We start from the raw sequence: 21,269 nt of genomic DNA on the forward strand, positions 1-21,269 counted from the left end.
TCCCGGTGGGCGCTCGTCGCCGCGCTCGGCGTCCAGCTGGCCCTGGCCGCCTACTGGGCGGTCCGCCTGCTGGCCCTCCTCGGCGAGATCAGCGGCCCGGACCCGTCGGGTGCGCTGCTGGTCGGCGTCCTCTGCTTCGCCGCCGCACCGGCGGTCGCGCTGGGGCTCGCCGTCGGCCGCCCTGCCCGCGCCTGGTTCGCCGGCGACACCGACAGGGGGACGACGCCGCACCGGTGACCCGGCGGGCCGGCGCCGGGTGGGACCATCGGGCCCATGTCCGCCGTCCCCGCCGCCGAGTCCACCCTGGACCCCGCGGTCGCCGCGCTCCTGCGCCGCGACCCGGCCGGGTTGGTCGCCGCCGTCGTCCAGCAGCACGACACCGGCGAGGTGCTCATGGTCGCCTGGATGGACGACGAGGCGCTGCGCCGCACCCTCGCCACCGGCCGGGCCACCTACTGGTCGCGCAGCCGGCGCGAGTACTGGGTGAAGGGGGAGACCTCCGGCCACCGCCAGTGGGTCCGTGACGTGCGGCTCGACTGCGACGGCGACGCGCTGCTGGTGCTCGTCGACCAGGAGGGGCCGGCCTGCCACACCGGCGCGCGCAGCTGCTTCTCCCGGCCGCTGGAGGTTCCCCGTGCGGCTCGGTGAGACGTCCCCGTCGCGGGAGGAGTTCTCAGGCCTCGACCAGCCGATGGTCCCGGTCACCCGCCGGCTGCTCGCCGACGGGGAGACCGCGGTCGGCACCTACCGCAAGCTCGCCGGCAACCGGCCGGGCACGGTGCTGCTGGAGTCCGCCGAGCAGGGCAAGCAGTGGAGCCGGTACAGCTTCGTCGGCGTCCGCAGCGCCGGGGTGCTCACCGAGCGGGACGGCGCCGCGCTGTGGCTGGGCGAGCAGCTGCCCGGCCTCACCGACGACCTGCCGGCCGACCCGCTGGCCGCCGTCCGGACGCTGGCCCGGCGGTTGCGCTCCCCGCGCCGCCCCGACCTGCCGCCGCTGACCGGCGGCCTGGTCGGCTACCTCGGCTACGACGTCGTCCGGCGGCTGGAGCGGCTGCCGGTGACCAGCGCCGACGACCTCGGCATGCCCGAGCTCGCGCTCCTGCTGGTCACCGACCTCGCCGTCCTGGACCACACCGACGGCACGGTGCTGCTCATCGCCAACGCGCTGCGGGGGAGCAGCGGCTACGACGACGCGGTGACCCGGCTGGACGCGATGGCCGCCGACCTGACCAAGGCCGCGCCGCCGGGGGTGGCCACCTTCGCCACTGCGCCGCCACCGGCGGTGCAGAGCAACATGGCCCCAGGGGTCTTCGAGGACGGCGTGGAGCGGGTGCGCGAGCACATCCGCGCCGGCGACGCCTTCCAGGTGGTCCTGGCCCAGCGCTTCGAGATGGCCACCCACGTCGAGGCGCTCGACCTCTATCGGGTGCTGCGGGCGACCAACCCCTCGCCCTACATGTACCTGCTGCGCTTCGCCGGCCGGGAGTCGCCGTTCGACGTCGTCGGCTCCTCGCCGGAGGCGCTGGTCACGGTGACCGGCAGCTCCGCCGTCGTCCACCCGCCGGCCGGCACCCGCCCGCGCGGCGCGACCCCCGAGGAGGACGCGCGGCTGGCCGAGGCCCTGCTCGCCGACCCCAAGGAGCGCGCCGAGCACGTGATGCTGGTCGACCTGGCCCGCAACGACCTCGGCCGGGTCTGTGTCCCGGGCACGGTCGAAGTGCCCGACCTCATGCGGATCGAGCACTACAGCCACGTGATGCACCTGGTGTCGACCGTCGCCGGGGAGCTGGCCCCCGAGTGGGACGCCCTCGACGTCTTCGACGCGACGTTCCCGGCCGGCACCGTCTCGGGGGCGCCCAAGCCGCGGGCGATGGAGATCATCGAGTCGCTGGAGCCGACCCGGCGGGCGCTCTACGCCGGCACCGTCGGCTACGTCGACGCCAGCGGCGACCTCGACATGGCCATCGCCATCCGGACGGCGGTGCTGCACCAGGGCCGCGCCTACGTCCAGGCCGGCGCCGGCATCGTCGCCGACAGCGACGCCGCCACCGAGGAGGCCGAGACCCGCCACAAGGCGCGGGCGGTGCTCTCGGCGATCGCCACGGCGGAGGGAATGCGGGAGCTGCCGTGAGCGCGGCCGGAGAGCAGCCGGCCCGGGCCGGCGAGAGGTCCGGACGCCGGGAGCTGGCCGTCGCCGTCCTCGTCGCCGTCCTCGCCGCTGCGCTGGCGCTCACCGCAGGCGGGCAGGAGTGGGCCGAGGTGACCGCGCAGCGGACGGCACCCCTGCCGCCGGTCAGCGCGGTCATCACCGGCAGCGAGGCCGCGCCGCTCGTCCCGGCCGCGGGCCTGGTGCTGCTCGCGGCGGCCGGTGCGCTGCTCGCGGTGCGCGGTGTCGGCCGGGTCGCGGTCGGGGTGGTCATGGTGCTGGCCGGGGCCGGGCTGGCGTGGTCCAGCGGGCGCGTGCTCACCGGGCTGGACGTGGTCACGGCCCGGCTGCGGGCGCTCGGCGTCCCGGCCGGCGAGCTGAGCACCGACGTCGCCGCGGCGTTGCCCGCCCTCGTCGTCGTCGCCGGCGTCCTCGGGGTGGCGGCCGGGGGCCTCGCCGTGGTGCGCGGGCGCCGCTGGCCGGGTCTGGGCCGCCGCCACGAGCGCCCGGCTGCGGCTTCGGCGCCGGTCCCCGCCCGTGCGCGGACCGAGGAGGACCGCGCCCTCGACGCATGGCGCGCCCTCGACCGCGGTGAGGACCCGACCGACCCGGCGTCGGGAACGACGGAACAGCGCTGACTACCCCGGACCGCGCCGTCCACACGCCCCGGCGGGGTGGCGCCCGCACCCGCGGGGAGCGCGGCGGTCCGCCGCCTCTAGAGTGGATCCACGGATCGGGTCCCGGCCGGGGCCGCGCCCGGTGGGCGGACGACGAGCCCGTGGGCGGAGAACGAGCAGCAGCGGGGAGGACTCGTGTCCGTGCTCGACGAGATCGTCGCCGGAGTTCGTGAGGACCTGGCCGCGCGGGAGGCGGTCACCCCGTTGGCGGAGGTCAAGGCCGCCGCCCGGGACGCCCGCCCGCCCCTCGACGCGCTGACCGCGCTGCGCGCCCCCGGCGTCGGCGTCATCGCCGAGGTCAAGCGGCAGAGCCCCTCGAAGGGCGCGCTGGCCGACATCGCCGACCCCGCGGTGCTGGCCCGGCAGTACGCCGACGGCGGCGCGCGGGTGATCAGCGTCCTCACCGAGCGGCGCCGCTTCGGCGGGACCCAGGCCGACCTCGCCGCCGTCCGCACGGCGGTCGACGTGCCCGTGCTGTGCAAGGACTTCGTCGTCACCAGCTACCAGGTGCACGAGGCGCGCGCCCACGGCGCCGACGTCGTCCTGCTCATCGTCGCCGCCCTCGAGCAGAACGCGCTGGTCGGCCTGCTGGAGCGGGTGGAGTCGCTGGGCATGACCGCGCTGGTCGAGGTGCACACCGAGGCCGAGGCCGACCGGGCGCTCGCTGCCGGCGCCGCGGTGATCGGCGTCAACGCGCGCGACCTGACCACGCTGGAGGTCGACCGCTCCACCTTCGAGCGGATCGCGCCCGGCCTGCCGTCGGAGGTGGTCAAGGTCGCGGAGTCCGGCGTCCGCGGCCCGCACGACCTCATCTCCTACGCCGCGGCCGGTGCCGACGCCGTCCTCGTCGGCGAGGGCCTCGTGACCGCCGGCGACGCGCGCCAGGCGGTCGCCGACCTGGTCACGGCCGGCGCTCACCCGGCCACCCCGCACACCCCCCGCTGACGCCGCCGCGCGACTCCTGCGGTCCTCCTCCCGCTCTGGTGGTGCTGCACCACCGCAAGAGCGCAGGGACGAGCGCAAGAGCACTCGGCGAGGGCTGGTGCAGCACCCGGCGGTCCGCCGCGCCGACCCCCGGCACCAGTGTGTTGCCGACCCACCCCACCACCCCGGCGCCCGGACGCGGGACACTGGGCCCATGACGACGAGCGCCGTCTCCCCGCCGGAGGACCGACTCGAGCCGGCGCGCCCGAGCTGGCCCGACGCCACCGGCCACTTCGGGGTCTTCGGCGGCCGCTTCGTGCCCGAGGCGCTGGTCGCCGCCCTCGACGAGCTCACCGAGGCCTACCGCGCGATGCGGGTCGACCCGGCATTCGCCGCGGAGTTCGCCGCGCTGCAGCGCGACTACACCGGCCGCCCCAGCCCGATCACCGAGGTGCCGCGGTTCGCCGAGCACGCCGATGGCGCGCGCGTCGTGCTCAAGCGCGAGGACCTCAACCACACCGGCTCGCACAAGATCAACAACGTGCTGGGCCAGGCGCTGCTGACCAAGCGGATCGGCAAGCAGCGGGTCATCGCCGAGACCGGCGCCGGCCAGCACGGCGTGGCCACCGCGACGGCGGCGGCGCTGATGGGGCTGTCCTGCACGATCTACATGGGTGAGGAGGACACCCGTCGCCAGGCGCTCAACGTCGCCCGCATGCGGCTGCTCGGCGCCGAGGTCGTCCCGGTGACCACCGGCTCGCGCACCCTCAAGGACGCCATCAACGAGGCGTTCCGCGACTGGGTCACCAACGTCGAGACCACCAACTACGTCTTCGGCACCGTCGCCGGGCCGCACCCGTTCCCGGAGATGGTCCGCGACTTCCAGCGGGTCATCGGCGACGAAGCTCGGGCACAGGTCCTCGAGCGGGCCGGCCGGCTGCCCGACGCCGTCCTGGCCTGCGTGGGTGGCGGCTCCAACGCGATCGGCATCTTCACCGCCTTCGTCCCCGACGAGGGCGTCCGCCTGATCGGCCTGGAGGCCGGCGGGGACGGCGTCGACACCGGCCGGCACGCGGCCACCATCACCGGCGGGACGCCGGGGGTGCTGCACGGCGCCCGCTCCTACCTGCTGCAGGACGAGAACGGGCAGACGATCGAGTCGCACTCGATCAGCGCCGGCCTGGACTACCCCGGCGTGGGCCCTGAGCACTCCCACCTGCACGACATCGGCCGGGCGGAGTACCGGGCGGTCACCGACGCCGAGGCCATGGAGGCCTTCGCCCTGCTCTGCCGCACCGAGGGCATCATCCCGGCGATCGAGTCGGCGCACGCCCTGGCCGGGGCGCTGACGCTCGGCAAGGAACTCGGACCGGACGCGCTGCTGCTGGTCAACCTCTCCGGCCGCGGCGACAAGGACGTCGAGACGGCGTCGCGCTGGTTCGGCCTCGGCGACCGCGAACACGCGGAGCCCGGCGCCGGCCTGGACACCGATCAGCAACCCACCGAGGGCGCCGTGAGCAACGACGAGGCCGTGGCCGGGCAGAACGCGGGGGAGTCGTCGTGAGCGAGCTCGCGAGCTCACGCATGGACATGGCAGCCCGGCGAGCGAGGTCGACGAGCGTTAGCGAGGAGGCATCGTGAGCCAGTTGCAGCGCAGGATCCGGGCCGCCCGCGCCGAGGGGCGGGCGGCCCTCATCGGCTACCTGCCGGTCGGCTACCCCGACGTCCCGGGCTCGATCGAGGCAATGGTGGCGCTCGTCGAGGGCGGGGCGGACGCCGGTGGGGTGGGTGGGGCTGACATCGTGGAGATCGGCGTCCCGTACTCGGACCCCGGCATGGAGGGGCCGGTCATCCAGGAAGCCATGGATGTCGCGGTTCGCGCAGGTGTGGGGCTGCGGGACGTCTTCGCGGCGGTTCGCGCAGTCGCCGACGCCGGCGCGGTCCCCGTGGTGATGACCTACTGGAACCCGGTCGAGCACTACGGCGTCGACCGGTTCGCCGACGACCTGGCCGCCGCCGGGGGAGCGGGCGTGATCACCCCCGACCTGATCCCCGACGAGGCGGCCCCGTGGCTGGCCGCCACCGATCGAACGGACCTGGACCGGGTGTTCCTCGTCGCGCCGTCGTCGACCGACGCCCGGTTGGCGGCCACGGTCGCGGCCTGCCGTGGCTTCGTCTACGCCGCCTCGACGATGGGCGTCACCGGCACCCGTGCGACGGTGAGCGATGCCGCCGAGCGGTTGGTCGCCCGCACCCGCCCGGTTGCCGGAGACCTGCCGGTGTGCGTCGGGCTGGGCGTCTCGAACGCCGACCAGGCCGCGGAGGTGGCGGGCTTCGCCGACGGCGTCATCGTCGGCTCTGCCTACGTGCGGCGGATGCTCGACGGGACGGGTCCGGCAGGCGTCCGAGCGCTCTCGGGCGACCTGGCCGAGGGCGTCCGCCGTCCGGTGGCCGTGCAGTGAACGTCCTCGCCGCGATCCCCAGCCCCACCCAGGGCGTCTGGGAGCTGGGCCCGTTCCCCATCCGCGCCTACGCGCTGTGCATCATCGCCGGGATCGTCGCCGCGATCCTGATCACCCAGCGCCGCTGGGTGGCCCGGGGCGGGGCGTCGGAGGACGTCCTGGACATCGCCGTCTGGGCGGTGCCGTTCGGCATCGTCGGCGGGCGGCTCTACCACGTCATCAGCAGTCCCGATCCCTACTTCGGCGAGGGCGGCGACCCCCTGCGGGCCTTCGCCATCTGGGAGGGCGGCCTCGGCATCTGGGGCGCCATCGCCCTCGGCGCGGTCGGCGCCTGGATCGCCTGCCGCCGCCGGGGCATCCCGCTGCCGGCCTTCGGCGACGCGCTGGCCCCCGGGCTGCTGGTCGCCCAGGCCATCGGCCGGCTGGGCAACTGGTTCAACAACGAGCTCTACGGCGGCCCGACCGACCTGCCGTGGGCCCTGACCATCTACGAGTGGACCGGCACCCGGGCGGTCGTCGGCCCGGCCGGCGAACCCGTCGTCCTCGGCACCTTCCACCCGACCTTCCTCTACGAGCTGCTGTGGAACCTGGCCGCGGCGGCCGTCGTGGTGTGGGCCGACCGCCGCTTCCGGCTCAGCCACGGGCGGGCCTTCGCGCTCTACGTCGCGCTCTACTGCGCCGGCCGCTTCTGGATCGAGCTGCTGCGCACCGACCCCGCGGAGACGATCTTCGGCGTCCGGCTCAACGTCTACACCGCCGTCGTCGTCGGGCTGCTCGCGGCCGCGTACATGGTCTGGCAGCGCGGGCGGCCCCGTGAGGTGATCACGCGGGGACGTGACGCTGCCGACACCGCGGCCTCCCGCGACCACGCGGCCCCCGCGGTCGCCCCCGGCACGGAGGGGCCCGGCGACGGCGAAGAGCCTGGTGAGGGCCCCCGCCGGCGACACGAGGAGACCTGAGGGAGACGCGTCCTCGGGCGGTGTTCCGGCGGTGCGAGAACCGGGTCACCTCTGTGTACCCTTCTGGCCGGGCCCCACAGCGATCCTGGCGGGGTCGCACGCGTCGGAACCGGGCCAGCGCCGCCCCGCGGACGACAGCACCGGGGCACCACCTCCGGTGCTCGCCCAGCCGGGTCGAGCCCGACGGTCAGCGAACCGTCGTCGACCGGCCCTCCCGCAGTGCCCCGCTCCTCTGCCCTCTGACCACCGGCCGGGCCCCACGCCCCCCGCCCCGCTCCCGTCACCGCCGACGGCGACGCAGGCGGCCTGCCGACGACGGGAGTGACATGTCCGAGTCCACCGCCCCCGCCGCGACCCCCACCGCCGTGCCGTTCTCCGCGGTCCCCGCGGCGCACGGCCTGTACGACCCGGCCAACGACAAGGACGCCTGCGGTGTCGCCTTCGTCGCCGACGTCCAGGGTCGCGCCAGCCGGGAGATCGTCGCCGCCGGGCTCACCGCCCTGCACAACCTCGACCACCGCGGCGCAGCCGGCTCCGAGCCCAACTCCGGGGACGGCGCGGGCATCCTCACCCAGGTCCCCGACGCCCTGCTGCGCGCCGAGGTCGACTTCGACCTGCCGCCGCTGGGCGAGTACGCCGTCGGCATCGCCTTCCTGCCGGTGGACGAGACCGAGCGTGCCGCCCGGCGCGCGGACGTCGACCGCCTCGCCGCCGAGGAGGGCCTGACCGTCCTCGGCTGGCGCGAGCTGCCGGTCGACCCGGACGGCGCCGACGTCGGGCCCACCGCCCGCGCGGTCATGCCCCACTTCGCGCAGCTGTTCGTCGCCGAGACCATCGGCGCCCGCGCCGACGCCACCGCCTTCGGCGGCAGCGTCGTCTGCAACGGGGTCACCCGGCTGGAGCGGCGGGCCTTCGTGCTGCGCAAGCGCGCCGAGCGGGCCGCGACCGAGGCGGGCAGCTCCCTCTACATCACCTCGCTGTCGTCCCGGACGATCACCTACAAGGGCATGCTCACCACCGACCAGCTGCCCGCCTTCTTCCCCGACCTGCGCGACGAGCGCTACGCGTCGGCGATCACGCTGGTGCACAGCCGGTTCTCCACCAACACCTTCCCCAGCTGGCCGCTGGCCCACCCGTTCCGGCTGATCGCGCACAACGGCGAGATCAACACCATCAAGGGCAACCGGAACCGGATGCGGGCCCGCGAGGCGAAGCTTTCGACCGAGCTGTTCGACGGCCCGGCCGGCCCGGCCTCCGAGTTCGGCCTCGAGCGGATCTTCCCGGCCATCGCCAGCGACTTCAGCGACTCGGCGACCTTCGACGAGGTGCTCGAGCTGCTGCACCTGTCCGGGCGCTCGCTGCCGCACGCGGTGCTGATGATGATCCCGGAGGCGTGGGAGAACCACGACGAGATGGACCCGGCCCGCCGGGCCTTCTACCGGTTCCACGCCTCGATCATGGAGCCGTGGGACGGGCCGGCCGCGGTCGCGTTCACCGACGGCACGCTCATCGGTGCCGTCCTCGACCGCAACGGGCTGCGCCCGGGCCGCTGGTGGCACACCAAGGACGACCGAGTGGTGCTGGCCAGCGAGGTCGGCGTCCTGGACATCCCCGACGCCGACGTCGTCGCCAAGGGCCGGCTGCAGCCGGGCCGGATGTTCCTCGTCGACACGGCGGCGGGGAGGATCGTCTCCGACGAGGAGGTCAAGGGCGCGCTGGCGGCCGAGCACCCCTACGAGGACTGGCTGCACGCCGGCCTGGTGCACCTGCCGCAGCTGCCCGAGCGCCGCCGCGCCCGGCCCAGCCACGAGTCCGTCGTCCGCCGGCAGCAGCTGTTCGGCTACACCGAGGAGGACCTGCGCGTCCTGCTCACCCCGATGGCGTCCACCGGCGCCGAGCCGATCGGCTCGATGGGCACCGACACCCCGGTCGCCGCCCTGTCGGACCGCTCGCGGCTGCTCTACGACTACTTCGGCCAGCTGTTCGCGCAGGTGACCAACCCGCCGCTGGACGCCATCCGCGAGGAGCTGGTCACCAGCCTGGGGCGCACCTTCGGGCCCGAGCAGAACCTGCTGCACGCCATGCCGGCGTCCTGCCGGCAGGTGCACCTGCCCTACCCGGTCATCGACAACGACCAGCTGGCCAAGATCCTGCACATCGACGACGACGGCGACCTGCCGGGCTTCGCCGCCGTCCGGATCACCGGCCACTTCGACGCGACCGGTGGCGGCAAGGCGCTGGCCGAGGCGATCGAGCAGCTGCGCGGCAAGGTCAGCAAGGCCATCGCCGCCGGTGCCCGGATCATCGTGCTCTCCGACCGGGACTGCGACGAGACGCGTGCGCCGATCCCGTCGCTGCTGATGACCGCCGCGGTCCACCACCACCTCGTGCGGGAGAAGACCCGCATGGAGGTCGGCCTGGTCGTCGAGTCCGGTGACTGCCGCGAGGTGCACCACGTCGCGCTGCTGCTCGGCTACGGCGCGGCCGCGGTCAACCCGTACCTGGCGTTCGAGTCGATCGAGGACCTCATCCGCGACGGCGTGCTGACCGGGATCCAGCCGGCCCAGGCCAACCGCAACATGGTCAAGGCGCTGGGCAAGGGCGTCCTCAAGGTCATGAGCAAGATGGGCATCAGCACCGTCGGTTCGTACACGATGGCGCAGATCTTCGAGGCGGTCGGCCTCTCCCAGGAGATCGTCGACGAATACTTCACCGGCACCTCCTCTCCGCTCGGCGGCGTCGGCATCGACGTCCTCGCCGAGGAGGTGGCCATGCGCCACCGCCGCGCCTACCCGGAGAACCCCACCGAGCGCGCGCACCGCCGGCTGGAGACCGGGGGCGAGTACCAGTGGCGCCGCGAGGGCGAGGTGCACCTGTTCAACCCCGAGACGGTGTTCCTGCTGCAGCACGCCACCCGCGCGCGGCAGTTCGACGTGTTCCAGCGCTACACCGACACCGTCGACCAGCTCTCCGAGGAGGCCGCGACGCTGCGCGGCCTGTTCTCGCTGAAGACCGGTGTGCGCCCGCCCGTGCCGCTGGAGGAGGTGGAGTCCGCCAGCGAGATCGTCAAGCGCTTCCAGACCGGGGCGATGAGCTACGGCTCGATCTCCCAGGAGGCGCACGAGACCCTGGCGATCGCCATGAACCGGCTGGGCGGCAAGTCCAACACCGGCGAGGGCGGCGAGGACCCCGACCGGTTCTTCCCCGACCCGAACGGCGACCTGCGCCGCTCGGCGATCAAGCAGGTGGCCAGCGGCCGGTTCGGCGTCACCAGCGAGTACCTGGTCAACGCCGACGACATCCAGATCAAGATGGCCCAGGGCGCCAAGCCCGGCGAGGGCGGCCAGCTGCCCGGCGCCAAGGTCTACCCGTGGGTGGCCCGCACCCGGCACTCGACGCCCGGCGTCGGCCTGATCAGCCCGCCGCCGCACCACGACATCTACTCGATCGAGGACCTCAAGCAGCTGATCCACGACCTGAAGAACGCCAACGACGCAGCAAGGGTCCACGTCAAGCTGGTCAGCGAGGTCGGGGTCGGGACGGTCGCGGCCGGCGTGAGCAAGGCCCACGCCGACGTCGTCCTCATCTCCGGCCACGACGGCGGAACGGGTGCAGCACCCCTGACCTCGCTCAAGCACGCCGGCTCGCCGTGGGAGCTGGGCCTGGCCGAGACGCAGCAGACGCTGCTGGCCAACGGGCTGCGCGACCGCATCGTCGTCCAGGCCGACGGGCAGATGAAGACCGGCCGCGACGTGATCATCGCCGCGCTGCTGGGCGCCGAGGAGTACGGCTTCGCCACCGCTCCGCTGGTCGTGTCCGGCTGCGTGATGATGCGCGTCTGCCATCTCGACACCTGCCCGGTCGGCGTCGCGACGCAGAACCCGGAGCTGCGCAAGCGGTTCATCGGGCGGCCGGAGTTCGTGGTCACGTTCTTCGAGTTCCTCGCCGAGCAGGTCCGCCAGTACCTCGCCGAGCTGGGCTTCCGCTCGCTGGACGAGGCGATCGGCCACGCCGAGCTGCTCGACACCCGCAGGGCGGTCGACCACTGGAAGGCCGCCGGACTGGACCTGTCGAAGATGCTGGCCGTGCCGGAGCAGACCTCGGGCGCCGCCCGGCACAAGGTGCGCGACCAGGACCACGGCCTGGACGTCGCCCTCGACCAGACGCTGATCCAGCTGTGCGAGGGCGCGCTGCTCGACGCGCGGCCGGTTCGTCTCGAGCTACCGGTGCGCAACGTCAACCGCACCGTCGGCACGATGCTCGGCTCGATGGTCACCCGGCGCTTCGGCGGCGAGGGTCTGCCCGACGGCACGATCGACCTGACGTTCACCGGGTCGGCGGGGCAGTCCTTCGGGGCATTCATTCCCCGTGGGGTCACGTTGAGATTGTTCGGCGACGCCAACGACTACGTCGGCAAGGGGTTGTCCGGCGGGCGGATCGTCGTCCGCCCGGCGCGTGAGGCGACCTTCGCCGCCGAGGACAACGTCGTCGCCGGCAACGTCATCGGCTACGGCGCCACGGCGGGCGAGGTCTTCCTCCGCGGCCGGGTCGGCGAGCGGTTCTGCGTGCGCAACTCCGGCGCGCTGGCCGTCGTCGAGGGCGTGGGCGACCACGCGCTCGAGTACATGACCGGCGGGCGCGCGGTGATCCTGGGCCCGACCGGCCGCAACATCGCAGCCGGCATGTCCGGCGGCATCGGTTACGTCCTCGACCTGGCCCGGCGCCGGGTGAACGGCGAGATGGTGGACGTCGAGCCGCTGGACGGCGAGTCCGCGCAGTGGCTGCGCGACGTGCTGGTCCGCTACGCCGCGGACACCGGGTCGCCGGTGGCCGCCGCGCTGCTGGCCGACTGGGGCCGCTGGTCCGAGCGGTTCAGCGTGATCATGCCGCGCGACTACCGGCGCGCGCTCGAGGCCCGGCGGGCCGCGGAGGCCGCCGGAACCGACGTCGACAGGGCAGTGATGGAGGCCGCACGTGGCTGACCCGGTGCTGTTCCACGACCCGCGAGATCTGCACACTCGTGCCCTTCAGGTCGCTGAGGACCACGAATGTGCAGATCTCGCCACGACCATGGAGGCCGCACGTGGCTGACTCGACCGGATTCCTCAAGCACGAGCGGGCGCTGCCGCCGCGGCGCCCGGTCAACGTCCGCATCCTGGACTGGAAGGACGTCTACCTCTCCCGGCAGAACGGTGAGGACGCCGTCTTCCCGGTTCCCGCGGTGCGCCAGCAGGCCGCCCGGTGCATGGACTGCGGCATCCCGTTCTGCCACCACGGCTGCCCGCTGGGCAACCTGATCCCGGAGTGGAACGACCTCGCCCGCCGCGACGACTGGACCGAGGCCATCGAGCGGCTGCACGCGACCAACAACTTCCCGGAGTTCACCGGGAAGCTGTGCCCGGCGCCGTGCGAGGGCTCCTGCGTGCTGAACCTGCAGGAGTCGCCGGTCACGATCAAGCAGATCGAGTGGGAGATCATCGACCAGGCGTTCCAGCGCGACCTGGTCAGGCCGGTGCCCCCGCAGGAGCACACCGGCAAGAAGGTCGCCGTCATCGGCTCCGGGCCGGCCGGACTCGCCGCCGCCCAGCAGCTGACCCGTGCCGGGCACGACGTCACCGTCTTCGAGCGGGCCGACCGCGTCGGCGGGCTGCTCCGCTACGGCATCCCCGAGTTCAAGATGGAGAAGGCCGTCCTCGACCGGCGGCTGGACCAGATGCGGGCCGAGGGCACCCGGTTCGTCACCGGCGTCGAGGTCGGCAGCGGCCGGGACGGCGACCTGACCGTCGAGCAGCTGCGGTCCGAGTACGACGCCGTCGTCCTGGCCGGTGGCGCCACCATCGGCCGTGACCTGCCGGCTCCGGGCCGGGAGCTCGCGGGCATCCACCTGGCGATGGAGTACCTGCCGTTCGGCAACCGGCAGGCGCTCGGCGAGCTCGACGAGCCGCCGATCGACGCCAAGGGCAAGCACGTGGTGATCATCGGCGGCGGTGACACCGGCGCGGACTGCCTGGGCACCGCCCACCGGCAGGGTGCGCTCTCGGTGACCCAGCTGGAGATCATGCCGGCGCCGCCGGACCGCCGGGCCGACAACAACCCGTGGCCGACCTACCCGATGGTCATGCGGGTCTCCAGCGCCCACGAGGAGGGGGGCGAGCGGCTGTACTCGGTCAACACCGAGCGGTTCCTGGGCGACGAGCAGGGCAACGTCCGCGCGCTGCTCATCCACGACGTCGAGCGGGTCGACGGCCGGTTCCAGAAGGTGGAGGGCACCGAGCGCGAGCTGCCGGCCGACCTGGTGTTCCTCGCCATGGGCTTCACCGGCGCGCAGCGGGCGGGCCTGGTCGACGCATTGGGCGTGGAGCTCGACGCGCGCGGCGGCATCGCCCGCGACGGCGAGTTCATGTCCACCGTCCCCGGCGTCTTCGTGGCCGGCGACATGGGCCGCGGCCAGTCGCTCATCGTGTGGGCGATCGCCGAGGGCCGGGCCGCCGCCGGTGCCGTCGACACCTGGCTGACCGGCTCGTCGATGCTGCCGCGCCCGGTGACGCCCACCGCGGTGGCGCTGCACTAGGACATCGCGCTCCTCCGGAGGACCGCCGTCACATTGCGGTCCTCCGGAGGGCCGCCGTCACATTGCGGTCCTCCGGAGGGCCGCCGTCACATCGCGGTCCTCCGGACCGCACCGCGGCCAGGTCCGGTCCCCTCGTCGGGCAGACCCCGTCCCGCCACGCTCCGGGCCCCGCGTGGCGGGACATGCGACATGGGCTCGGCCCCGGCCGCGTGGACAGGTCCGCCCCGCACGGACGACGGAGTTCACAGGGAGCCCTCCCCGTGTCCGGCGGGCCACCCCACTAGCGTTCCTGTCATGTCCCGTCGCGCCAAGATCGTCTGCACGCTGGGTCCGGCGACCAGCTCCCTCGAGCAGGTCACCGCTCTCGTGGAGTCGGGGATGGACGTCGCCCGGCTGAACTTCAGCCACGGCGCGCACCCCCACCACGAGCGGGCCTACCGCATGGTCCGGGAGGCCTCGGACCGCACCGGTCACGCCGTCGCGATCCTCGCCGACCTGCAGGGCCCGAAGATCCGCCTGGGCACCTTCACCGACGGCCCGGTCCACTGGGAGACCGGCAGCCGGGTCTGCATCACCGTCGACGACGTCGCGGGCACCGCCGAGCGCGTCTCGACGACCTACAAGGGCCTCGCGGCCGACGTGAAGGTCGGGGACCGGCTGCTGGTCGACGACGGCAAGCTGGCCCTGTCCGTGGTCGGCGTCGAGGGCCCCGACGTCTGGTGCCTGGTCGTCGAGGGCGGCGAGGTGTCCAACAACAAGGGCCTGTCGCTGCCCGGCGTCGCGGTCAGCGTGCCGGCGCTGTCGGACAAGGACGAGGAGGACCTCCGATTCGCCCTGCACCTGTCGGTCGACTTCATCGCGCTGTCCTTCGTGCGCTCGCCGCGCGACGTGGAGCTGGTGCGCGACGTCATGCGCCAGGAGGACGTCTACGTCCCGGTCATCGCCAAGCTGGAGAAGCCCGAGGCCGTGGAGAACCTCGAGGCGATCGTTGAGGCGTTCGACGGGATCATGGTGGCCCGCGGGGACCTGGGCGTGGAGCTGCCGCTCGAGCGGGTGCCGCTGGTGCAGAAGCGGGCGGTGCAGGCCGCCCGCGAGCGCAACAAGCCGGTCATCGTCGCCACCCAGATGCTCGAGTCGATGATCAGCTCGTCGCGGCCCACCCGGGCCGAGGCCTCCGACGTCGCCAACGCCGTCCTGGACGGCGCCGACGCCGTGATGCTCTCCGGGGAGACCTCGGTGGGCCGCTACCCGATCGCCGCGGTGCGGACCATGGAGCGGATCATCTCCGCGGTCGAGGGTGACCACATGCGCGCGCCGGAGCTCGTCCGCCGGTCCCGGTCCCGGTCCGGCGCGATCGTCCGTGCGGCGCGGGACATCGGCGAGTCGCTGGACGTCAAGGCGCTGGCCACCTTCACGCAGACCGGCGACACCGCCCGCCGGCTGGCCGCGCTGCACCCGCAGATGCCGCTGCTGGCCTTCACCGTCGACGCGCGGGTGCGCAGTCAGCTGGCCCTGTCCTGGGGCGTGGAGACCTTCCTCGTCCCCGAGGTGTCGCACACCGACGACATGGTCCGGCAGGTGGACTTCTCACTGCTGTCCATCGGCCGACTCCGGGAGGGCGACCGGGTGGTCGTCGTCGCCGGCAGCCCGCCCAACACGGTGGGCTCCACCAACCTCATCCGGGTGCACGAGGTGGGCACCGACTCATGAGCGAGGTCGCGAGTCCACGCGCGGGCACCGCACGGCGGCGGATGCCGACGAGCGTCGGCGAGGAGCCGGCGTGAGCGGCGCGACGATGGACGGCGGCAGCCAGGCCGCTGCCCTGATGGAGGTCCTCGACCTCGACGAGCGCGCGCCGGACGTCTTCGTCGGGCAGACCCCCAGCACGCGGATGCAGCGCATCTTCGGCGGACAGGTGGCGGGCCAGGCGCTCATGGCGGCCGGTCGCACCGTCCCGGCCGACCGGGGCGTGCACTCCATGCACGCCTACTTCCTGCGCCCGGGTGACCCGCACGAGGAGATCCGCTACGCGGTCGACCGGATCCGGGACGGGCGTTCGTTCACGACGCGGCGGGTGGTCGCCTGCCAACCCCGCGGAGGCGAGGACGTCGCCATCTTCGCGCTGACCGCCGACTTCCACGGCCCGGAGCCGGCCGTGGTCGAACACTCCGTCCCGATGCCGGATATGCCGCGGCCGGACGAGCTGCCTTCGCTGGCCGACGTCGCCGCCCGGCACGGTCAGGTGGCCGCCGGGGCGCTGGAGATCAGCCGGGCGGTCGAGCAGCGGCTGCTCCACGACCCGTTCGACGGCCGGGCGAAGGAGCCGCCCACCCGGGTGTGGATGAGGGTGGCCGGCCGTCTGCCCGACGATCCGGCCGTGCACGCCGCCGCGCTGACCTTCGTCAGTGACCTCACGCTGCTGGGTGCGGGACTGGTGCGGGTCGGCGGCTGGGGAGGCGGCTACGCCGGTGCGAGCCTCGACCACGCGGTCTGGTTCCACGCGCCGGTCCGGGCCGACGAGTGGTTCCTCTACGAGACCGAGAGCCCGGCCGCCTCCGCCGGTCTGGCCCTCTGCTTCGGACGGATCTGGTCGGCCGACGGCACCCACGTGGCGACCGTGGCGCAGGAGGGATTGCTGCGAGCCGTCGAGCGCTGACTCAGGAGCCCGTGCCGCGGGCGGCCTCGGCGTCCTCCGGAACGGCCGCGTCGGCCTCCGGGGGCGCCGTCCGGCCCGCATCCTCTGCCGGCGTGCTCTCCGGGGACAGGCCCTCCAGCGCCGTGCTCTCCGGGGCCGTGCTCTCCGGGGCCGTGCTCCCCGGCGCCGTCGCGCTCCCGGCCGGGACCGCCTCCGGTGGCGTCAGCTCCTCCTGGGCGCGCGCCTGGGCCGCGGTCTCGTCCTGCGCGGCGGGCGTCTCGACCGGGGCCGGCCCGGCCACGGCGCGGGCCCGCTCGGCCTCCTCCCGGGACCGCTCGGCCGCGGCGCGGCGTTCGGCCTCCTCCCGGGCCCGCTCCGCGGCGGACTCGGCGAAGTCGGCGGCCAGCCAGTCGTGGCCCTCGCACAGCAGCGCCCAGGCCCGCTCGACGTGCGCCCGCGTGGTCGCCGGCGCACCGATCGCCACCCGCAGCACCGCCTGACCGCGGACGGTGGTGTGGGTCAGGAACACCTCGCCGCCGTCGTTGAGCCGCTCCAACAGGGTCATGGTGGCGACGTCGGCGTCGACGTCGACGTCCCAGCGCGGCCGCAGGCACACCAGCGACAACGGGCGCGGGGTGACGACGTCGAAGCGGTCGTCGGCCTCGGCCCAGCCGGCCAGCTCCCGGGCGAGCGCGACGCCGGAGCGGATGTGCGCGCGCAGCCCCTCCGCGCCGTACCAGCGCAGCACGAACCACAGCTTGAGCGCGCGGAAGCGGCGACCGAGCTCGATCTGCCAGTCGCGGTAGTCGACGACGGCGCCGGCCTCGGTGGCGGCGTTGCGCAGGTACTCCGGGAGGATCGCCAGCGCACCCGTCAGGGCCGCCCGGTCGGCGACCCAGAACAGCGTCGCGTCGAAGCCGGTGAGCAGCCACTTGTGCGCGTCGGTCGTGTAGCTGTCGGCCCACTCGACGCCGGCCTGCAGCGCCCGCAGCTCGGGGGCCACGGCGCTGACCCCCGCGTAGGCGGCGTCCACGTGCAGCCAGACCCCGTGGTCGCGGCAGATCGGGCCGAGCTCGGCGAGCGGGTCCACGGCCGTCGTCGACGTCGTCCCCACCGTGGCGCAGACCAGCACCGGCCGGTGGCCGCGCGCCCGGTCCCGCTCGAGGCGGGCGGCCAGCGCCGCCGGGCGCATCGCCAGGTCGCCGTCGACCTCGACGACGCGGACGGCGTCGCTGCCCAGCCCGGCGATCCGCACGGCCTTCTCCATCGAGGAGTGCGTCTCCGCGGAGACGTAGACGGTGTACTCGTCGGGCCGGACGCCGCGGCGGACGGTCTCCCCGCCGCCGGCACGGTGCAGCGCCGCCAGCAGCGCGACCAGGTTGGCCCCGGAGCTGGAGTCCTGGACGACCCCGCCGCCGGGCCCGGTGGAGTGGAAGGACTCGGGCAGGCCGAGCAGCCCGGCGAGCCAGTCGAGGACGTGCTGCTCCAGCTCGGTGGCCGCGGGGCTGGTCACCCAGGACATGCCCTGGACGCCGAGCCCGGCCGACACGAGGTCGCCGAGCACCGAGGGGCCGGAGGTGTTGGCCGGGAAGTAGCCGAGGAAGCCCGGGTGCTGCCAGTGGGTGACGCCGGGCAGGACGACGCGGTCGAGGTCGGCGAGGACGGCGGAGAACGGCTCGCCCTGCTCGGGCGGCGCCGCCGGTAGCGCCTCGCGGACGTCGCCGGGGGAGACCTGCGAGCGGACGGGGAAGGAGCCGATCCGCGCCCAGTAGTCGGCGATCCAGTCGACGACCTCGTGGCCGTGCTGACGGAACTGCTCGGGCGTCATGTGCGGGGGCAGCGGCTCGGGCTCGTTCACCGCCTCACCGTAGTGGCCCGGTCCCGGGCCCCTGCCGCGGCGACCGGACGCCGGCAGCAGCGGAGCGGCACTCGGGGACGGCACCTGGCCGGGGGTGGACCGGTCGCGGGGGCCCGGAGGGTCTCCCGACCGGGACACGGGCAGCGGCTCAACGCTGCCGGGGGACGGCAGTTGGTGGCGGTGTCGTCCGGAGGACGACGATGTCATGGTGCCCCCGGTGCGACTCGAACGCACACTGCGCGGGTTTTGAATCCGCTCCCTCTGCCGATTGGGGTACGGGGGCGCGCCGGGGCGGGCCTCCGGCGTCGCCAGCAGCCTAACGGGCCGTCGCGAACGGTCCGGCATCGATAGGCTCCCGCGGGTGAGCAGCGAGCCGGTCCGGGTCCTCATCGCGGAGGACGAGGCGCTCATCCGCCTCGACCTCAGGGAGATGCTCGAGGAGGAGGGGTACACCGTCGTCGCCGAGGCCGGCGACGGACAGCAGGCCGTCGACCAGGCCGGTGAGCTGCGGCCCGACCTGGTCATCCTGGACATCCAGATGCCCGTGCTCGACGGGCTGTCGGCCGCCGAGCAGATCGCCTCGGCCCGGCTCGCCCCGGTCATCGTGCTCACCGCCTTCAGCCAGCGGGAGCTGGTCGAGCGGGCGCGCGACGCCGGCGCGATGGCCTACCTGGTCAAGCCGTTCTCCAAGAACGACCTGGTGCCGGCCATCGAGGTGGCCCGCGCGCGCTTCGCCGAGATGACCGCACTCGACGGCGAGGTGCGGACGCTCGAGGAGCGGCTGGAGGCCCGCAAGGTGGTCGAGAGGGCCAAGGGCAAGCTGATGGCCGAGCAGGGCCTGACCGAGGTCGAGGCGTTCCGGTGGATCCAACGGACGGCGATGAACGAGCGCACCTCGATGAAGGCGCTCGCCCAGCGGCTCCTGGAACCGCAGGCGGCCGGGGACCCGACCGCGGGCGGCTGACCTCCGTGGGACGCGCCGGTCGCGGCACGGGTCGCGGCGGGATCCGGCAGGTCACGACCTCATCACGGTCCAGCGAACCCGAGCGCCGGGCCCGGATCGGGCGGCTACCTTCCCTCCACTGACCGGTCGTCCGCCTGGGCGAGCCGGGTGCACGACTGACACCACAGTGGGAGTTGTTTGATGCGCACAGGCATCCTCGCGCGCAACGCCGCCGTCTCGGCCGCGGCCCTCCTCGTCCTGACCGCCTGCGGCGGTGGGGGCGATGACGGGGGCACCGCGGCCGAAGGAGAAGGCGGCGGCGGCGGCGAACAGCAGGTCAACGTCTACGGCACCGACGGCAACATGGGCAACGCGCTGGGCGAGTCGTTCACCCAGCCGGGGGCGCTGGCCGGCATGTCGGGCACGACGCCGCTCACCGAGCTGTCGTCGGACTTCCGGGAGCGGCTGGACGCGACCTACCCGGGTCTGCAGGACTACAACTATGCCGGCGAGACCTACGACGCGATCGTGATCACGGCGCTGGCGGCGCAGCTGGCCGGCACCAACGACGCCAACGTCTTCAAGGAGTACGTCAACGGCGTCACCTTCGGCGGCGAGAAGTGCACCGACTTCGCCAGCTGCTCGGAGATCATCGCCAACGGGGGCAACCCGGACTACGACGGCATCTCCGGTCCGCTGGCGTTCACCGAGGCGGGCGAGCCCTCCCTGGCCAGCTTCGGCATCCTCACCTTCGGCGAGGACAACACCATCGACGAGTCGCTGACCGACTACGTCCTCGCCGGTGACGAGGCCAACGCCGCCACCGACGAGGGGCCCGCGCCGGCGCCGCAGCCGGCCACCGGGGAGCAGCTGGTGATCGGCACCCTGCTGCCGCTGACCGGCAACCTGGCCTTCCTCGGTCCGCCGGAGGTCGCCGGGGCCCGCCTGGCGGTCCAGGAGATCAACGCCGCCGGTGGGGTCCTGGGGCAGGACGTGCGGCTCGTCGAGGGTGACTCCGGTGACGCCTCGACCGACACCGCCACCCAGACCGTCGACCGGCTGCTGCAGGAGGGCGTGAACGCCATCATCGGCGCGGCCTCCTCCGGCGTCAGCCTCACGGTCATCGACCGGATCACCGGTGCCGGCGTGCTGCAGTTCTCGCCGGCCAACACCTCCGACGAGTTCACGACGTACAACGACAACGGGCTGTACTTCCGCAGCGCGCCCCCGGACACGCTGCAGGCCCGGGCGCTGTCGGACCTGATCATCAACGACGGCAACAACACCGTCGGGATCATGGCGCTCAACGACCCGTACGGCGTCGGTCTCATGGAGAACACCCGGGAGAACCTCATCGCCGCGGGCCTGTCGGAGGACAGCATCCAGACGCTGACCTACGACCCCACGGCGGCCAACTTCGACGCCGAGATCCAGCAGATGGTGGACTTCAACCCCAACGCCATCGTGGTCATCGGCTTCGAGGAGTCGGCACGGATCATCGAGGGCCTCAACGCGCAGGGCATCGGCCCGGCGCGTTGATCCCGACCGGGTCCGGCACCCGGTAGGCGCCCTCCACAGTGGCCCGGCACCGTCCACGGTGCCGGGCCACCGTTCTGTCGGGCTCGGTGCTGTTCGGGTGCGGTTCAGCGCTGGAGGAGCTGTCCCGGCGGATGCCAGTCCGCGGGGCGGCCGGTGTGGTTGGAGAACTCGACCGACCAGCGCCACCAGCTGTGGTCGTCGGCGTGTTCCCAGGCGGTGAGGACGCCGACCTCGCCACCGGGCAGCAGGACCGGCAGCCCGAGCAGTTGCCGGTCCGGCCAGACCTCCGAGCGCCGGAGCCCGACGGGAGAGACCTCGAGCAGCGTCACCGGTGAATAGTCCCCGGTGCGGTCGGCGTCGCCGCGGATCACCACCGTGTCGTCGTCCGCCGTGACGCGGACCGACATCCGCGCCGGTGCGGCGTGCAGCAGCACCCGCGAGAACCCGCCGGCGGTGATCGCGCGGCAGTACTCCAGCCCGTTCATGCCCCCGTCACGGGAGCGGACGTCCCAGACCCAGTTCATGGCGAGCCCCTTACCCACGACGGCGCCGACT

General features: G+C 73.8%; 16 protein-coding genes and 1 tRNA gene. 14 read left to right on the forward strand and 3 right to left on the reverse strand.

Features of this window, described 5'->3' with window-relative positions; genetic code table 11:
* The 12 genes from E4P41_RS22140 to E4P41_RS12175 all read left to right on the forward strand — a co-directional run.
* A partial coding sequence (locus E4P41_RS22140; protein ID WP_167761054.1) for a hypothetical protein occupies positions 1 to 237 on the forward strand: 237 nt, incomplete at its 5' end.
* A gap of 36 nt (positions 238 to 273) precedes the next feature.
* Positions 274 to 648, forward strand: a complete 375-nt coding sequence (gene hisI / locus E4P41_RS12125; protein WP_135141514.1) for a phosphoribosyl-AMP cyclohydrolase — start codon at positions 274 to 276, stop codon at positions 646 to 648.
* The gene (locus E4P41_RS12130) at positions 635 to 2,131 is read left to right on the forward strand and encodes an anthranilate synthase component I (RefSeq protein WP_135141515.1); all 1,497 of its coding nucleotides are present in this window, start codon (positions 635 to 637) and stop codon (positions 2,129 to 2,131) included. The genes hisI and E4P41_RS12130 overlap by 14 nt, the downstream gene beginning before the upstream one ends.
* The gene (locus tag E4P41_RS12135) at positions 2,128 to 2,784 is read left to right on the forward strand and encodes a Trp biosynthesis-associated membrane protein (RefSeq protein ID WP_135141516.1); all 657 of its coding nucleotides are present in this window, start codon (positions 2,128 to 2,130) and stop codon (positions 2,782 to 2,784) included. The genes E4P41_RS12130 and E4P41_RS12135 overlap by 4 nt, the downstream gene beginning before the upstream one ends.
* A gap of 174 nt (positions 2,785 to 2,958) precedes the next feature.
* Positions 2,959 to 3,768: an indole-3-glycerol phosphate synthase TrpC gene (gene trpC, locus E4P41_RS12140; protein ID WP_209307680.1), complete on the forward strand. Its 810-nt coding sequence runs from the start codon at positions 2,959 to 2,961 to the stop codon at positions 3,766 to 3,768.
* A gap of 193 nt (positions 3,769 to 3,961) precedes the next feature.
* Positions 3,962 to 5,311 carry a tryptophan synthase subunit beta gene (gene trpB, locus E4P41_RS12145; protein WP_135141517.1) on the forward strand — a complete coding sequence of 450 codons (1,350 nt, stop codon included), beginning with the start codon at positions 3,962 to 3,964 and terminating at the stop codon, positions 5,309 to 5,311.
* A gap of 73 nt (positions 5,312 to 5,384) precedes the next feature.
* Positions 5,385 to 6,209 (forward strand): tryptophan synthase subunit alpha, encoded by an 825-nt coding sequence (gene trpA / locus E4P41_RS12150; RefSeq protein ID WP_135141518.1) that lies wholly within the window; start codon positions 5,385 to 5,387, stop codon positions 6,207 to 6,209.
* Positions 6,206 to 7,168, forward strand: coding sequence for a prolipoprotein diacylglyceryl transferase (lgt, locus tag E4P41_RS12155; RefSeq protein WP_135141519.1), 963 nt, complete (start codon positions 6,206 to 6,208; stop codon positions 7,166 to 7,168). The genes trpA and lgt overlap by 4 nt, the downstream gene beginning before the upstream one ends.
* A gap of 326 nt (positions 7,169 to 7,494) precedes the next feature.
* On the forward strand, positions 7,495 to 12,150 hold the full coding sequence (gene gltB / locus E4P41_RS12160; RefSeq protein WP_245177291.1) for a glutamate synthase large subunit: 4,656 nt from the start codon (positions 7,495 to 7,497) through the stop codon (positions 12,148 to 12,150).
* A 101-nt stretch (positions 12,151 to 12,251) separates the two neighbouring features.
* Positions 12,252 to 13,739, forward strand: coding sequence for a glutamate synthase subunit beta (locus E4P41_RS12165; RefSeq protein WP_135141520.1), 1,488 nt, complete (start codon positions 12,252 to 12,254; stop codon positions 13,737 to 13,739).
* A gap of 294 nt (positions 13,740 to 14,033) precedes the next feature.
* Positions 14,034 to 15,449 carry a pyruvate kinase gene (pyk, locus tag E4P41_RS12170; RefSeq protein WP_135141521.1) on the forward strand — a complete coding sequence of 472 codons (1,416 nt, stop codon included), beginning with the start codon at positions 14,034 to 14,036 and terminating at the stop codon, positions 15,447 to 15,449.
* Positions 15,450 to 15,519: 70 nt separating this feature from the next.
* On the forward strand, positions 15,520 to 16,395 hold the full coding sequence (locus E4P41_RS12175) for an acyl-CoA thioesterase II (protein WP_245177292.1): 876 nt from the start codon (positions 15,520 to 15,522) through the stop codon (positions 16,393 to 16,395).
* Between the two features lies 1 nt (position 16,396).
* Here the strand turns inward: E4P41_RS12175 and E4P41_RS12180 are convergent, their stop codons facing one another.
* Positions 16,397 to 18,232 (reverse strand): pyridoxal-dependent decarboxylase, encoded by a 1,836-nt coding sequence (locus E4P41_RS12180; RefSeq protein WP_245177293.1) that lies wholly within the window; start codon positions 18,230 to 18,232, stop codon positions 16,397 to 16,399.
* A gap of 206 nt (positions 18,233 to 18,438) precedes the next feature.
* Positions 18,439 to 18,515, reverse strand: a tRNA-Leu gene (locus E4P41_RS12185).
* Positions 18,516 to 18,593: 78 nt separating this feature from the next.
* Between E4P41_RS12185 and E4P41_RS12190 the strand changes: the two genes are divergently transcribed.
* Together E4P41_RS12190 and E4P41_RS12195 are read left to right on the forward strand one after the other, a co-directional pair.
* Positions 18,594 to 19,196: a response regulator gene (locus E4P41_RS12190; RefSeq protein ID WP_135141522.1), complete on the forward strand. Its 603-nt coding sequence runs from the start codon at positions 18,594 to 18,596 to the stop codon at positions 19,194 to 19,196.
* A 180-nt stretch (positions 19,197 to 19,376) separates the two neighbouring features.
* Positions 19,377 to 20,714, forward strand: a complete 1,338-nt coding sequence (locus E4P41_RS12195) for an ABC transporter substrate-binding protein (protein ID WP_135141523.1) — start codon at positions 19,377 to 19,379, stop codon at positions 20,712 to 20,714.
* Positions 20,715 to 20,818: 104 nt separating this feature from the next.
* Here the strand turns inward: E4P41_RS12195 and E4P41_RS12200 are convergent, their stop codons facing one another.
* Positions 20,819 to 21,238 carry a hypothetical protein gene (locus tag E4P41_RS12200; RefSeq protein WP_135141524.1) on the reverse strand — a complete coding sequence of 140 codons (420 nt, stop codon included), beginning with the start codon at positions 21,236 to 21,238 and terminating at the stop codon, positions 20,819 to 20,821.
* Between the last annotated feature and the right edge of the window lie 31 nt (positions 21,239 to 21,269).

It is taken from the genome of Geodermatophilus sp. DF01-2 (genome assembly GCF_004571065.1).
Lineage (GTDB): Bacteria > Actinomycetota > Actinomycetes > Mycobacteriales > Geodermatophilaceae > Geodermatophilus.